This is a genomic window from Saccharopolyspora sp. NFXS83 (assembly GCF_026241095.1).
Classification (GTDB): domain Bacteria; phylum Actinomycetota; class Actinomycetes; order Mycobacteriales; family Pseudonocardiaceae; genus Saccharopolyspora_C.
Genome location: NZ_JAPFGB010000035.1, coordinates 25,490 through 39,308, shown reverse-complemented (window position 1 = coordinate 39,308; position 13,819 = coordinate 25,490). Strand labels below are relative to the sequence as shown.

The window sequence follows — 13,819 nt, the reverse complement described above, 5'->3', positions numbered from 1 at the left end:
GCCGGTGGGAGGCCGGGCCCGGCGAGGCGCCGATCCGCGCTCGGACCGGCGGGGCCGGGCCCGGCCTCACACCGCCTGTCGCTTGAGGCGGCGGCGCTCCCGTTCGGACAGCCCGCCCCAGATTCCGAAGCGCTCGTCGTGCTCCAGCGCGTACTCCAGGCATTCCGGCCGCACCTCGCAGCCCGCGCAGATGCGTTTGGCCTCGCGAGTGGAGCCGCCCTTCTCCGGGAAGAACGCTTCCGGATCGGTTTGCGCGCACAATGCGCGTTCTTGCCACTCCTGTTCCGGCTCACCCAGTTCGAAGAGCTGGGCGAGCACATCGGCATCCGTGGTCTCGGATTCCTGCGCCTGCGGATCCCCCCATTGCATCAGGTTCCCCTGCTGCAGCGGATGACTCTGTTCCATCAAGCGGCCCTGTTCCATCAGGTGGGCTTGACCTGTCTCCCACATTGGTCCTCCCCCGATCGCTCCCGTTCCCCGCGGTCCTCCCCAGGACCGTTCGGGATGCACTCCGGACGCGAGGCGCGCAGCGTCCCGCGTCGCCGCCCGGGCAAGGCACCGGCCCTCTCACCGCGACCGCCCGTTCGACCATGGTCACCACCAGGGCTCCCTTTCCCCGGCCACCGCTTCGAATCCGCCGCGGAGAATCCACGAGGTGGAAAACCGATCCGGACGATTCGTCGCGATTCGCCGCTGACGACCGGTCTGCCTAGCGGAGGACCGCTGGGCGAACCCGCCGCCGAGCAATCATTTCAGCGGAGAATGACACCGCTGTGATTACACCGGTGTAGCTCCACTCGGTCAAGCGGAGCCAACCCGTTGAGGGACCCCGCCGCGCCCGCCGCATGACGCAACTTCGGCGCACTTTTGTTCGCAGCCCAATACTCCAGGTGGCGGCGTCGCGCAGCGCCGATCGACGCTTTTCACCCGCCGGTCCCGTGCAACCGCCGCGGGACGGGGACAATGGCGGGGTGAACAAGCGCGTGAGTCCCCTGTTCCTCGGCCTGCTCGGTGCGACCGTCCTGGGCGGTGTGCTGGCCACGTTCGACAACTCGTTCGCCAGCGTCACCGGCGTGGTGCTGATCGTGCTGGGCGGTTGGGCGACGTCGTTGTGCCTGCACGAGTTCGGGCACGCGATCACCGCCTTCCGCGGTGGCGACCGCGCGGTGCAGGCGAAGGGCTACCTGACGCTGGATCCGCGCCGCTACACCGACCCGGTGCTGAGCATCGTGCTGCCGTTGCTGTTCGTGATCGCCGGTGGCATTCCGCTGCCCGGTGGCGCGGTGTGGATCAACCACCACGCGCTGCGCTCCCGGCGCACCGAGTCGATGGTGTCGCTGGCCGGGCCGCTGACCAACCTGGTGCTGGGGATGCTGATCACGGCGGTGGTGCAGCTGTTCCCGATGCCGGGGTACTTGGGCGCGGGCCTGTCCTACCTGGCGTTCCTCCAGGTGATCGCGTTCGTGCTGAACATCCTGCCGATTCCCGGCCTGGACGGGTACGGGGCGATCGAGCCGTGGCTGTCGTACCGGGCGCGCGAGCTGGGCGAGAAGGCGCGGATGTGGGCGCCGCTGGTGCTGTTCCTGCTGCTGTTCGCGGTGCGACCGGTGGCGCAGGCGTTCTTCGGCATCGCCTACCTGATCTTCGGCGCCGTCAGCGGCGACACCTGCCTGGTCCAGGTCGGCCAGCTCGCGTTCCGCTTCTGGGAGCTCTCCGCCGGGAGCGTGTCCCCGGAGCTGTGCACGCCTTGATCCGGTGACGCAGCGGACATCGACCGCGCCCAGGTTCCCGACCGGAGGGCCTCGTCCACGTGCGAGGATCGCGGGGTGAAGGTCGTAGCACTGGTCGGCGGAGTGGGCGGGGCGCGGTTCCTGCTGGGAGTCAAAGCAGCGCTGGGCATGCCCGCGCTCGGCGGAGGTGACCGCGAGTCCCCGCACGAGGTGACCGCCGTGGTCAACATCGGCGACGACGTGTGGATGCACGGACTGCGGGTCTGCCCGGACCTCGACACCTGCATGTACACGCTCGGCGACGGCATCGACACGGCGAAGGGCTGGGGACGTGTCGACGAGACGTGGTCGGTGAAGGAGGAGCTGGCCGCCTACGGAGCCGAACCGAGCTGGTTCGGGCTGGGCGACCGGGACATCGCCACGCACCTGGTGCGCTCCCGGATGCTGCGGGCGGGGTATCCGCTCTCGGCCGTGACGGAGGCGCTGTGCGATCGCTGGCGGCCCGGTGTGCGGCTGCTGCCGGTCAGCGACGACCGGGTGGAGACGCACGTCGCCATCGAGGACCCGGCCACGGGCGAGCCGGCCGCGGTGCACTTCCAGGAGTGGTGGGTGCGCCACCGCGCGGAGCCGGTCGCGAACGCGATCGTGCCGGTCGGCGCGGAGGAGGCGACGCTCGCGCCGGGCGTGGCCGAGGCCGTCGCCGACGCGGACGTGGTGCTGGTGGCCCCGTCGAACCCGGTGGTGAGCGTGGGCACGCTGCTGGCGGTTCCGGGGTTCCGCGCGGCGCTGCGCTCGACGAAGGCTCCGGTGGTGGGCCTGTCCCCGATCATCGACGGCCGCCCGCTGCGCGGCATGGCCGACGCCTGCCTGACCGCGATCGGCGTGGAGACCTCCGCCGAGGCCGTCGGCAGGCTCTACGGTTCCCGCTCGGAGTCCGGTGACGGCGTGCTCGACGCCTGGCTGGTGCACACCGGCGACAAGGCCGACGTGCCGGGCGTGACCGTGCGCGACGTGCCGCTGCTGATGTCCGATGTGGACGCGACGGCGGAGATGGCCAGGGCCTCGTTCGCGGCGGTCGGGCTCTCGGTTCCGGAGGGGTCATGAGGGATCACGCGGCGCCCGCGGGGCTGCAGCTGTTCGCGGTGACCGGCCTGCCGGAGTTCGGCCCCGGCGACGACGTGGCGGCCTCCGTCGCCGCGAACGCGCCGTGGCTGTCCGACGGAGACGTCGTGGTGGTCACCAGCAAGGTCATCTCGAAGGCCGAGGACCGGATGGTCCGCACCCCGGCCGACCCGGAGGCCAGGGAGGAGCTGCGCCGCGAGCTGGTGCGCTCCGAGGCGACGGCGGTGCTGGCGCGGTTCCGGAACACGCTGATCACCCGCAACCGGCTGGGCATCGTGCAGGCCGCGTCCGGGGTGGACGCCTCGAACGTGGCGCTGGACCGGATCGCGCTGTTGCCTGAGGACCCGGACGCCTCGGCCCGCCGGTTGCGGGCCGGGCTGGCCGAGCGGCTGGGCGTGCAGGTCGCCGTGGTGATCACCGACACGATGGGCCGGACCTGGCGCAACGGGCAGACCGACGCCGCGATCGGCGCCGCGGGCCTGCGGGTGCTGCACCACTACGAGGGCAGCGTCGACGCGCAGGGCAACGAGCTGGCCGTCACCGAGGTCGCCATCGCCGACGAGATCGCGGCGGCGGCGGACCTGGTGAAGGGCAAGCTCGGCGGCGTGCCCGTCGCGGTGGTGCGCGGGCTGCGCACCGAGGACGACGGCTCCACCGCCCGCGACCTGACCCGCCCGGTGGAGCACGACCTGTTCCGGATGGGGACCAACGAGGCCCTCGCGCAGGGCCGCCGGGAAGCGGTGCTGGTGCGCCGGTCGGTGCGCTCGTTCAGCGCGGAACCGGTGGACGAGCAGGCCGTGCGGCGCGCGGTCGGTGCCGCGCTGACCGCTCCCGCGCCGCACCACACGAAACCGGTCCGGTTCGTGTGGCTGCGGGACCGGGCGCTGCGCGCGAAGCTGCTGGACGCGATGCGCACCGCGTGGCTGACCGACCTGCGCGGCGACGGCCGCGAGGAGAGCTCCGCGCAGCGCCGGGTGGGCCGGGGCGACCTGCTGTACTCGGCGCCGGAACTGGTGCTGCCGTTCCTGGTGCGGGACGGTTCGCACGCCTACCCGGACGCGCGGCGCTCCGAGGCGGAGCGGGCCATGTTCACCGTCGCGGGCGGTGCCGCGGTGCAGGGACTGCTGGTGTCGCTGGCCGCGGAGGAGCTCGGGTCGTGCTGGGTGTCCTCGACGTTGTTCTGCCCCGACGTGGTGCGGGCCGCGCTGGAGCTGCCGGAGTCGTGGGAGCCGCTGGGCGCGGTCGCCGCCGGCCACCCGGCCGAACCGGTCGACGGCCCCCGCCCGCCCCGCGACCTCGACGACGGCCTCGTGGAGCTGTGATCTCCTGATCTCGGAGAACCCGGCCGTCGGAACGCCTCGCGCGCCCGACGGCCGGACGGCACCGTCGCCGCCGGAGGCGGTCGGGGACACTGGTGCGGTGACGACGGAGCAGAGCGACCACGTGACCGGCGAGACCGCGCAAGACGAGGGGCTGCACGCGGACGCGGTGCGCACGCTGCGCGACTGGGCGCCGGCCGACGCATCGCAGGAGGCGCTGCGCCACGCGTTCCTCACGCTGCTCGACGCGCGCCCGGACGCGTGCCGCCGCGCGTGCGCGCCGGGGCACGTGACGGCCTCCGCCGTGCTGGTGGACTCGGCCGGGGAGCACGTGATGCTGACCCTGCACCCGCGCGTCGGGAAGTGGCTGCAGCTCGGCGGGCACTGCGAACCGGAGGACGCCTCGCTGGCCGATGCCGCGCTGCGCGAGGCCACCGAGGAGTCCGGGGTCGACGGGCTGGTGGTGGCGCCGGATCCGGTGCACGTGGACGTGCACCCGATCACCTGCTCGCTCGGGCTGCCGACGCGGCACTTCGACGTGCGCTACCTCGTGCGCGCGCCCGCCGGCGCGCAGCCGGTGCGCAGCGACGAGTCCCTGGACCTGCGCTGGTGGCCGATCGACGCGCTGCCCGCGGACTCCGACCTCGGCCCGCTGCTCGACGCCGCCCGCCCGCACCTGCGCTGACCAGAACGGCTCACACCACGAGCCGGAGCTCGCACCGGATCCGCTCCGTCCGAGCCAGCCGCCGATCACCCGTCACCAACGCCATCCCGTGCGCTTCGGCGACCGCGACGTACGCCGCGTCGTAAGCCGTGACGTTCCCCCTGAGATCCCACATCCGGTCCAGCACCGGCGGCGTGAGCGGCAGGCTCTCGATGTAGGTGGTCTTCCAGCGGCGAAGCGCGCTCTCGGCGTACTCCTGGCTGATCTTCCGCCCCAGCACCAACCCGCGGAGGACGTTCATCAGCTCGACGGGCTGGTGCGGGGGAGCGGCCCAGCCGGGGTCGGCGCCCAGCGTTTTCCTGATCTGCGGGCCGCTGTGGTCTCCGCCCAGGAAGAACGCCACCAGGGTCGAGGTGTCGACGACGATCACGCGACGCCCGTCTCGCCCGGCGAACCGGGCGCCTCACCACGCGCCGCCCGCACGGCGTCCACGATCTCGTCCATGCTGAGCGGGCCGCCCCCGATGGGTTCCATCTCGGCGATCTCCGCGTTGCGCGCGAACTTCGCCTCGCGCTCGAGAACGACGAGGAGGTAGTTCTGCATGGACTGCCCGCTGCGCTCGGCGGCGCGGCTGAGCAGCTCCTTGATCTCGTCGGGGACGTTCCGAACCGTTATGGCCGTCATGCAGTCATTGTAGCTGCACTGTGCAGTCACGACGGTCGTCCGCTCGGATGGTCAGCGCGTGCGGTAGTCGCGGGCGGGCAGGCGGGGGCCGAAACGGGGTCGGGTGGCTCCGGCGGCGTTCAAGTAGCGCACGGCGCGGTGGCGGTGGCCCGCGTAGGGGGCGAGCGCGTCGAGCATCTCCGCGTCGTCCATCGGCCGGTTCGCGAGCGCGAGGCCCACGATCGTCGGCAGGTGGTAGTCGCCGACGCTGACCGCGTCCGGATCTCCCCAGGCCCGCTGCGCCACCTCCGCCGAAGTCCACGGGCCGATGCCGGGCACGTGCTCCAGCAGCGCGCGTCCTTCCGCACCGCCGAGGTCCACGGCCCGTTCCAGCCGGTGCGCGACGCCCGCCGCGGCGATCAGGGTGCGCCGCCGGGCACCGTCGACGCCCGCCTTGTGCCACTCCCAGTCGCGGATCTCCCGCACCTGGCGCGGAGTCGGCGGCGCGCACAGCCCGCGCGGCGCCGGTCCCGGCGCGGGAGCGCCGAACCGGCGGCACAGCTCCCGCCAGGAGCGCCACGCCTCCCGGTTGGTGACCTTCTGCTCCAGCACCGCGGCCACCAGCACGTCCCACACCCGGCCGGACGAGCACAGCCGCATCCCCGGCGCGGCCCGCCTGCCGCGCCGGACCATCTCGTGCGCGGCGACGAAACCACCGTCGTCATCGGCGGCGCCGAGCAGCTGCGGGACGCGGCCGAGCACGACCTCCGCCCCGTCGCCCCAGGCCTCGGCGGCGACCTCGCCCGCCGGGTCCACCGCGATCCGCAGCGTCGCGGCACCGTGCGCGGTGGTCGTCGCCAGCCACCACTCCCCGGAGTCCGCCACCGAACTCGTCGGATCGCCGCTGCCCCTGCGCAGCGGCGAGAGCACCCGCGCCAGGTCGAACGGGGCCGGGGGCGACCAGGTGGTGCGCATCAGCTCGTCATCTCCGGTCCGCCGAGAACCGCACGCCACCGGCGGGGATCTCCACCGACGGCCACACGCGGACGCCGTCGAGCAGTTCGCACCCGTCGCCGACCACCGCGCCGTCGCCGACCACCGCGCCGCGCAGCGTCACCCCGGAGCCGATGCGGGCGCCCGCGCCGATCACGCAGCCCCGCACCTCGGAATCGGCGCCGACGTGCGCGCCGTCGAACAGCATGGAGCCGGTGACGTGCGCTCCCGCCTCGACGACGGCGTCGGCTCCGACGGTGCTACCGCCGTCGACCACGGCGTCCTCGGCCACCCGGGCACCCTGCAGGACCAGCGCCTCCCCCGGCCGTCCCGGCAGCGCCACCGACGGCAGCTCACCGCGCACCAGGTCCGCCGAGCCCCGCACGTACGCGGCCGGGGTCCCCATGTCCAGCCAGTACGAGGAGTCCACGTGGCCCTGCAACCGCTTGCCGTCGGCCAGCAGGCCGGGGAACGTCTCCCGCTCCACCGACACCCGGCGACCCGCGGGGATGTCCTCGATCACGGACCGGCGGAACACGTAGCAACCGGCGTTGATCTGGTCGACCGGCGGGTCCTCGGTCTTCTCAAGGAACGCGGTCACCCGGCCGTCGGCGTCGGTCGGAACGCAGCCGAACTGGCGCGGGTCGTCCACCTTGACCAGGTGCAACGTCACCTCCGCCGCGCTGCTGCGATGCGTGTCGACCAAGGACCGCAGGTCGAGGCCGGAGAGGATGTCCCCGTTGAACACGAGCACGTCGCGCTCCCTCAGCAGGTGCGAGACGTTGCGGATGGCGCCCGCGGTGTCCAGCGGCTCGTCCTCGACGACGTACTCCAGCTCCAGCCCGAACGCGGAGCCGTCGCCGAAGTGCTCGGCGAACACCTCCGCCTTGTAAGAAGTGCCGAGCACCACGTGCTCGATGCCCGCCGCCCTGATCCGCGCCAGCAGGTGGCTCAGGAACGGCACTCCGGCGGTGGGCAGCATCGGTTTCGGCGCCGAGAGCGTCAGCGGGCGAAGCCGCACGCCCTGGCCACCGACCAGCACCACCGCCTCCGCGTCGCGCAGCGGGCCGGGCGGACCAACGGGACCGGCGGTCATGCCGGACCTCCTTCCTCGCGCCGGGTTCGCCCCGGCCTCCGGTACGGGTCGCCGTGATGCCCGCCCGGGGGTTCTCCCCCGAACGGCCACCGGGCGTGCCCAGTAGATCCTGACGAAAACCCGTTGGGGGGAATACTGTGACAATGGTGGCGGCATAATGGAGACCGGGCTCCGGCTCAGTGGAATCGGTCACCTCCATGCCTGATCACCGCACCCCGCCACGGCACCGCAGGACCATCCCGGAGCACGGCACGACGCCGTGCTCCGAACGGCACCGCGGCGCCGCGGCAGCGAGTTCGAGGCGCCGGCCCCGTCCGGCGGTCCCGGATCGCATTCGAGCACGAACGCCACGAGCGGCGTCACGACACCACTGCCTCGGCGTCGCGACGGCCCGCACCGTGGTGGCACCATGATCGTCGCGTCGCGGTGGGGAACCACCCCGCGGCACGTGACGAGAACACCGGGCAGATCACCCACACCAATTCCGGCCGCGGGCCGGGGGCGGCGGATACAGTGCGACGACGCGGAACGGAACCGGCATCCGCGCCGCGGCGCGGATCGAAGCCGAACCCCCTGCCGCGACGCGGACGGGGCACGAATACTTTGCCGCGAGACGGCGAGAACACGAAGGGACCGCGGTGCGGCGAGCACCTCAGCGTCGCACCGCGGTAGCGCAATGGTCGCGACGCGGCCGAGAACCCGACGGCGAAAGCATGGAGAGGCACCGCTATGGACCCGCGGGACCGAGCCGACGAAACACTTGCTCGTGCGCGGGCACGGGGCGCGTTCGTCGTCACACCGGACAACGCCACCTCGCCGATGGACGCTTCGACGACCGTGCGGATCCCGCGCACCGTGGTCGCCGCCGCCGACCAGGCACCGGCCGACGCCGACTCGACGATGGCCATCCCGCAGCCCGCCACCCGGCCGCAGGAGCGCCCTGAGCAGCGACCGCAGCCCCAGAGCGGGCAGCAGCAAGCGGGACAGCAGCAAGCCCAGCAGCCGTCCGGGCAGCAGCAGTCTTCGCAGCAGCAGAACGACGGGTACAGCTGGCCGGCGGAGGACTACGGCCAGCTGCCGCCGAACCCGTACCAGGCGCAGCGCAGCGCCGGGCAGTTCGGCCCGCTCGGGTCGCGGGCCGCCCGTAACCAGCAGTACTGAACCGCCTCGCGGCACCGCGCGACCTCGCGCGTCCAGCGAGCCGGACGGCCTCGTCCACCTCGCGGTGCCGGGCGCCGCGCAGCGCGCACCGCCCGGCACCCGGTGCGCTACTTCGCCTTCGCGCGCACTTCCAGCCTCGCCCGGACCGCCAGCGCGGCCCGCAGCGCGAGGCGCAGCGGCGCCCACACGGCGCCCCGGTGCCGGTCGGCGAGGTACCGGTAGGCGCTGCGGTGGTGCTCCACCAGCATCTTGCCGGGCGTCTTCGACGTGGCGTGCCCGCCGACGTGCGTGATCCGCGCGCTCGGCACGTACACGTTGAGCCAGCCCTTGCGGCCCAGCCGGTCGCCCAGGTCGACGTCCTCGAAGTACATGAAGTACCGCGGGTCGAACCCGTCGACGCCGTCGAAAGCCTCGCGCCGCACCAGCAGGCACGAACCGGACAGCCAGCCCGCGGTGCGCTCGGCGACTTCCGCTTCGGACTGCCGGTAGGCGCGGGTCCACGGGTTGCCCGGCCACACCCGGCCGAACGCCGCGTGCCCGGCGCCGCGGCCCAGCGAGGGCAGCAGCCGGGCCGACGGGTAGACGTCGCCGTTCGGTTCCGTGATCAGCGGGCCGAAGGCGCCGCCGCGCGGCCAGCGGGAGGCCGCGGCCAGCAGCTCGTCCAACGCGCCCGGTGCCCATTCGATGTCCGCGTTGCTGATCACCACCCAGCCGACCTCGGGTCCGAGGGCGGCCACGCCGCGGTTCGCTCCCCCGCCGAAGCCGAGGTTCGCCCCGGTCGGGAGGAATTCGACCTCGGCGCGGGTCTCGGCGGCCTGTTCCGGCGTCCCGTCGGTCGACCCGTTGTCCGCGAGGATCACGCGCACCGGGCGGTCGGTGGCCGCTTTGATCGAGTCGAGGTTGCGGTCCAGGGTCTCGCCGGGCGAGTAGGTCACGATGACGATGGCGAGCTCGTCGCCTTGGCTGCTGGAGGAGGCGGTCACGCCGGGACATTCTGCCGAACGGCGTTCGGCGACCTCGGGGCGGTGAGCCCGTGTCAGCGGGTGCGGCGGTGCACGTGGTGCGCACGGGAGTAGGCCTCGCGGTGCTCGGCCGCGCACGCGGCCCAGGTGAACTCCTTCGCGCGGCGTTGCGCGGCGGTCGACAAGGCCGAGCGCCGGGCGGGGTCGTCGAGCAGTTCGGTGAGCCCGCCCGCGATCTCGGCGGGCCCCACGCCGCAGTAGGCGACGGCGTCGCCGCCGACCTCGGGCAGGCTCAGCCGCCCGGTCGTGAGCACCGCCGCGCCGCAGGCCATCGCTTCCAGCACCGGCAGCCCGAAGCCTTCGCCGATGCTCGGGTAGGCGACCACCTGCGCCCCGCCGAGGAAACCGGGCAACTCCGCGAACGGCACGTACCCGGCGCGGATGACGCGGATGCGGTGCGGCACCGCCTCCAGCGCCCGCTCCACCCGGGTGTCCCAGCCCGGTTGCCCGGCCAGCACCAGCGCCGGATCGTCCGCGCGACCGCGGGCCGCGGTGGTGAAGCCCTTGATCAGCGCGGGCACGTTCTTGCGCGGTTCGAGGGCCCCGAGGAACGCCACGTACGGCTGGTCGCGCAGGCCCAACCGGTCCCGCACGGCGCGGACCTCCGCGGGCGACGGTGGGTGGAAGTGGTCCGGGTCGACGCCGTGGTGCATCACGTGCACGGCGTCGCGGTCGGCTCCGGCGCTGCGCGCCAGCTCGTCGGCGGTCGCCTCGCTGGGCACCACACACAAGGTGGCGCGGCGCAGCGCGGCCTTCGTCCAAGCGCGGAAGAAGCGGGCCTTCACCGGCGAGTGCAGCGCGGAGTCGGTGAAGAAGGTCGCGTCGTGCAGCGTGACCACGGACGCGGCCGGGTTCGCCAGCGGCGTCGTGTAGTGCGGCGAGTGCAGCACCTGCGCCCCGAGCCTGCGCACCAGCCTCGGCAACGTGGTCTGCTCCCAGGTGAGCCGGGCCGTGCGCGTCGCCACCGCCTCCGCGGCCGGGATGATCCGGCTGTTCGGGGCGAGCCGCCCGTACAGCGCCGCGTCCCGCGGCTGGCAGGCCACGCTCAGGTGCGCGCCGTCCTGCTCGAGGGCGGCCAGCAGCGAATCGACGTAGCGACCGACGCCACCGCGGTCCGCGGGAACGGCGGTGGCGTCGACGAGCAGGTGCGGCTCACCTCTGTGCACGCGTGCAGCGTACGGGGGCGCCGGAGCCGATCGTGGTGGGTTCCGCAAATCCGGTTCACGTTCGGCCGAGGTGCGCCCGCCACACGTCGCGGGCGGCGCGGCCCCAGCTGAAGTGCTCCGCGCGGCGAGGTCCGGCCTCGGCCAGCTTGGCGCGCTGATCCGGGTCGTCGACGACGATGCGCAGGGCGCGGGCGAGCGCACGCGGGTCGGCTCGCCGCACCGCGAGACCCGCCGTTCCGGCGACCTCCACCAGCGCCGGAACGTCGGAGTGCACCACGGGCGTGCCGACGGCCATCGCCTCGATCAGCGGCAACCCGAAGCCCTCGGCGAGGCTGGGCGCGACGAGCGCGGTGGCGTGGCGCAGCAGCACCGCGAGTTCGGCGTCGCCGACCTGGCGCAGCACCCGCACCCGCTCGACGGGCAGTCCGTGCCGCTCGGCGAGGCGCAGCGGATCCACATCGCCCCAGCCCGGTTCGCCGGCGATCACCAGCGGGATCGCGGGCGCTTCGGGCCGGGCCAGCGCCTGGATGAGGTGCTCGTGGCCCTTGCGCGGTTCGATGGTGCCGATGATCAGCAGAAAGCGCGGCGGCAGCGTCGCGGCGACGATCCGCGCGTGGTCCGGTTCGGGCTCCGCCAGCAACGCCGGGGACACCCCTTCCCCGACGACCTGGATCGCGGCGCGCACCGGGGTCCGGCTGGCGAGGTCGGCGGCGACGGCCTCGGTCGGCACGACGATCGTGTCCGCGTCCCGCGCGGCGCGGCCGATGGCGCGGCGGTGCCAGGTGGCTCCGCGCGGGGTGAGCGTCTCCGGGTGCGTCCACGGCACGGTGTCGTGCACCGTGACCACGAGTCCGCGGCCTCGTTTGCGCGGCGGGGCGAGCGGGGTCATGGCGTGCACCGAGTCACCGCCGGGCCACAGCGGGACGCCGCGTTCCCACGCCGCGATCAGGGCTGTGCGCGGCAGCGGCAGGACTTTCGGGGCGCCGACGCCGTCGACGGCGGCTCGGCCGGGGTCACCGGTGCGGCTGATCGCGGCGGTGACCTCCCAGCCGTCGGGGGCTGTCGCGGCCAACGCCGCCAGCAGTTCGCGGGTGTAGCGGCCCGTCCCGCCGGGCACTGCGGCGACGAGCTGCTCCGCGATCACCACCAGTTCAGGCACGTGCTCACCTTAACCACCGGCTTCCGCCCTTCTCACCAGGTCAGCACCCCTGCGCTCCCCTCAAGATCGACTCGACTCCCGCCCGACCGCGATTTCGCGAGCCGACCGCCGAGGCAGAGCGGGGCGTTTCACCAGCTCAAGCGCGGTTTTCGGAGACGTTCCGCGGGTATGCGGTTCGCACTGTCTCGCGAGGTTGCGCGAGTTGTCCACAGCGACGCGATCCGTCCACAGCTGCAGGGCTGCCGGACGGGGTCGTGGACTGTTCGGCCGCCGCGCGGGGAGCAGGGAGGGGGTGAACGGACCGTTCGTCCAGCCGGATTGGGCGAACGGTCCGTTCACCTCGCTCGCGGCGCGGCGCGGGCGTCGCCGGGTGTGGACAGCGGGACGGTTCCGAGGTGGAGCGGGCTAGGGTTCCGGCGAGGTCGCCGCGGCGGGCTCGGGCGATGTCGGGTTCGGCGTGGCGGTGCTCGCCGAGGGGCGGTTCGGATGCGGGGCGGTGTGCGCAGCACGGTCGTGGTGGTGACGTGGCGCGGACGAGCGCACCTCTCCGCGTGCCTGGACGCGGTCGCCGCACTCGACCGTCCACATCGGACTGTGGTGGTGGACAACGCCTCCGACGACGGCAGCGCCGAGCTGCTCGCCCGGCACCCGTCGGAACCGGAAGTGCTGCGGCTGCCCCGGAACCTCGGCTACGCCGGCGGCATCGCGGCGGCACTGCACCGGGCCGAGACGCCGTTCGTGGCCTGGCTCAACGACGACGCCGCACCGGAACCGGGCTGGCTCGCAGCGCTGGAGGACGCGCTCGACGCGGATCGCGGCGCGTGGGCGGCGGCCTCCGCGATGCGCACGCCGGACGGCGAACTCCAGTCCGCCGGGGTGCGCCTCACCTCCGACGGGCACGGAGCGGACATCACCGATCGTCCGGCCGGCGGAGCGGGAGCCGCCGAAGAGGTGTTCGGGTTCTGCGGCGGCGCGGCGCTGCTTCGGACCGCGGAACTCCGCGCCGCGGGCGGCGTCCCGGAGCGGTTCTTCTGCTACTACGAGGACACCGACACCGCGTGGCGGCTGCGGCTCGGCGGCGGCCGGGTCGTGTTCGTGCCCGGAGCGGGAGTCGTGCACCTGCACGGCGCCAGCACTCGCCCCGGGTCGCCGCGGTTCCACCGGTGGAACGAGCGCAACCGGCTGCTGATGCTCCTGCGCTGCGCCCCGGCCCGGATCGCGGCGGCCGAGCTGGTCCGCTTCGCCGCGCTGACCTCGGTGCTGCCGCTTCGCCGCCTGCGCGGAGCCCCGGTCCCGCCGGTGAACTTCCGCCTCGTGCTGCGGCTGCGGGTGCTCGCGGAGGTCGTCGCGATGGCCCCGGCCGCGCTGCGCGCCCGCCGCTCACCGACGGCGCTCGGCCGAACCGCGCTGTGGACCCGCTGGTCCGGCCGCTGACCACCGGCACGGCCCCGCCGAACCGGGTGAACGGACCGTTCGACCAACCGGGACTGGACGAACAGGCCGTTCACTCACTCCAGCCCTGCCCCTCCGCCCACACCGACCGACGAGTCGGTAGCGGTGAACGGACCGTTCGCCCAACCGGACTGGACAAACGGGCCGTTCACTCACTCCCACCAGAGCCGACGCACAACCGTCCCCAGGTGAACGGACCCTTCGACCAACCAGACTGGACAAACAGGCCGTTCACTCACTCCCACCAGAGCCGACGCACAACCGTCCCCAGG

Annotated in this window: 14 protein-coding genes; 6 read left to right on the top strand and 8 right to left on the bottom strand. The window is 73.6% G+C overall.

The window, feature by feature from the left end:
• Positions 1–66 precede the first annotated feature (66 nt).
• A complete protein-coding gene (locus OOZ19_RS26960; RefSeq protein ID WP_266092990.1) occupies positions 67–369 on the bottom strand; it encodes a WhiB family transcriptional regulator in 303 nt (100 codons plus the stop codon).
• Between the two features lie 602 nt (positions 370–971).
• Here OOZ19_RS26960 and OOZ19_RS26955 point away from each other — a divergent pair.
• From OOZ19_RS26955 to OOZ19_RS26940, 4 genes are all read left to right on the top strand, one after another.
• Positions 972–1,751, top strand: a complete 780-nt coding sequence (locus tag OOZ19_RS26955) for a site-2 protease family protein (RefSeq protein ID WP_266092969.1) — start codon at positions 972–974, stop codon at positions 1,749–1,751.
• Between the two features lie 75 nt (positions 1,752–1,826).
• Positions 1,827–2,834: a 2-phospho-L-lactate transferase gene (gene cofD / locus OOZ19_RS26950; protein WP_266092968.1), complete on the top strand. Its 1,008-nt coding sequence runs from the start codon at positions 1,827–1,829 to the stop codon at positions 2,832–2,834.
• Positions 2,831–4,174 carry a coenzyme F420-0:L-glutamate ligase gene (locus tag OOZ19_RS26945; RefSeq protein ID WP_266092967.1) on the top strand — a complete coding sequence of 448 codons (1,344 nt, stop codon included), beginning with the start codon at positions 2,831–2,833 and terminating at the stop codon, positions 4,172–4,174. Before cofD ends, OOZ19_RS26945 begins: the two co-directional genes overlap by 4 nt.
• A gap of 97 nt (positions 4,175–4,271) precedes the next feature.
• Positions 4,272–4,856, top strand: coding sequence for an NUDIX hydrolase (locus OOZ19_RS26940; protein ID WP_416309511.1), 585 nt, complete (start codon positions 4,272–4,274; stop codon positions 4,854–4,856).
• Between the two features lie 10 nt (positions 4,857–4,866).
• Here OOZ19_RS26940 and OOZ19_RS26935 read toward each other — a convergent pair whose 3' ends face one another.
• From OOZ19_RS26935 to manB, 4 genes are read right to left on the bottom strand one after another with little or no spacing between them, the layout of a single operon-like run.
• Positions 4,867–5,265, bottom strand: a complete 399-nt coding sequence (locus OOZ19_RS26935; RefSeq protein WP_266092966.1) for a type II toxin-antitoxin system VapC family toxin — start codon at positions 5,263–5,265, stop codon at positions 4,867–4,869.
• A complete protein-coding gene (locus OOZ19_RS26930) occupies positions 5,262–5,519 on the bottom strand; it encodes a FitA-like ribbon-helix-helix domain-containing protein (protein ID WP_266092965.1) in 258 nt (85 codons plus the stop codon). Before OOZ19_RS26930 ends, OOZ19_RS26935 begins: the two co-directional genes overlap by 4 nt.
• A gap of 51 nt (positions 5,520–5,570) precedes the next feature.
• Positions 5,571–6,473 carry a DNA-3-methyladenine glycosylase family protein gene (locus tag OOZ19_RS26925; RefSeq protein WP_266092964.1) on the bottom strand — a complete coding sequence of 301 codons (903 nt, stop codon included), beginning with the start codon at positions 6,471–6,473 and terminating at the stop codon, positions 5,571–5,573.
• A gap of 7 nt (positions 6,474–6,480) precedes the next feature.
• Positions 6,481–7,587, bottom strand: a complete 1,107-nt coding sequence (gene manB, locus OOZ19_RS26920) for a mannose-1-phosphate guanylyltransferase (protein WP_266092963.1) — start codon at positions 7,585–7,587, stop codon at positions 6,481–6,483.
• Between the two features lie 729 nt (positions 7,588–8,316).
• Between manB and OOZ19_RS26915 the strand changes: the two genes are divergently transcribed.
• The gene (locus OOZ19_RS26915; protein ID WP_266092962.1) at positions 8,317–8,748 is read left to right on the top strand and encodes a hypothetical protein; all 432 of its coding nucleotides are present in this window, start codon (positions 8,317–8,319) and stop codon (positions 8,746–8,748) included.
• A 107-nt stretch (positions 8,749–8,855) separates the two neighbouring features.
• Here OOZ19_RS26915 and OOZ19_RS26910 read toward each other — a convergent pair whose 3' ends face one another.
• The 3 genes from OOZ19_RS26910 to OOZ19_RS26900 form a co-directional block, all read right to left on the bottom strand.
• A complete protein-coding gene (locus tag OOZ19_RS26910; protein WP_266092961.1) occupies positions 8,856–9,731 on the bottom strand; it encodes a glycosyltransferase family 2 protein in 876 nt (291 codons plus the stop codon).
• A gap of 53 nt (positions 9,732–9,784) precedes the next feature.
• Positions 9,785–10,915, bottom strand: coding sequence for a glycosyltransferase family 4 protein (locus OOZ19_RS26905; protein ID WP_266092988.1), 1,131 nt, complete (start codon positions 10,913–10,915; stop codon positions 9,785–9,787).
• 76 nt (positions 10,916–10,991) lie between these two features.
• The gene (locus tag OOZ19_RS26900) at positions 10,992–12,095 is read right to left on the bottom strand and encodes a glycosyltransferase family 4 protein (protein WP_266092960.1); all 1,104 of its coding nucleotides are present in this window, start codon (positions 12,093–12,095) and stop codon (positions 10,992–10,994) included.
• 486 nt (positions 12,096–12,581) lie between these two features.
• On the opposite strand from OOZ19_RS26900, the gene OOZ19_RS26895 reads away from it, so the two are divergent.
• A complete protein-coding gene (locus OOZ19_RS26895) occupies positions 12,582–13,529 on the top strand; it encodes a glycosyltransferase family 2 protein (protein WP_266092959.1) in 948 nt (315 codons plus the stop codon).
• The last annotated feature ends 290 nt before the right edge of the window (positions 13,530–13,819 follow it).

What these genes read in the sequence shown, in the direction of transcription:
- OOZ19_RS26915 (WP_266092962.1), top strand. Translation starts at nt 8,317, where the DNA reads ATGGACCCGCGGGACCGAGCCGACGAAACACTTGCTCGTGCGCGGGCA.
- OOZ19_RS26960 (WP_266092990.1), bottom strand. Translation starts at nt 369, where the DNA reads ATGCAATGGGGGGATCCGCAGGCGCAGGAATCCGAGACCACGGATGCC.
- OOZ19_RS26945 (WP_266092967.1), top strand. Translation starts at nt 2,831, where the DNA reads ATGAGGGATCACGCGGCGCCCGCGGGGCTGCAGCTGTTCGCGGTGACC.
- manB (WP_266092963.1), bottom strand. Translation starts at nt 7,587, where the DNA reads ATGACCGCCGGTCCCGTTGGTCCGCCCGGCCCGCTGCGCGACGCGGAG.
- OOZ19_RS26930 (WP_266092965.1), bottom strand. Translation starts at nt 5,519, where the DNA reads ATGACGGCCATAACGGTTCGGAACGTCCCCGACGAGATCAAGGAGCTG.
- OOZ19_RS26895 (WP_266092959.1), top strand. Translation starts at nt 12,582, where the DNA reads ATGCGGGGCGGTGTGCGCAGCACGGTCGTGGTGGTGACGTGGCGCGGA.
- OOZ19_RS26925 (WP_266092964.1), bottom strand. Translation starts at nt 6,473, where the DNA reads ATGCGCACCACCTGGTCGCCCCCGGCCCCGTTCGACCTGGCGCGGGTG.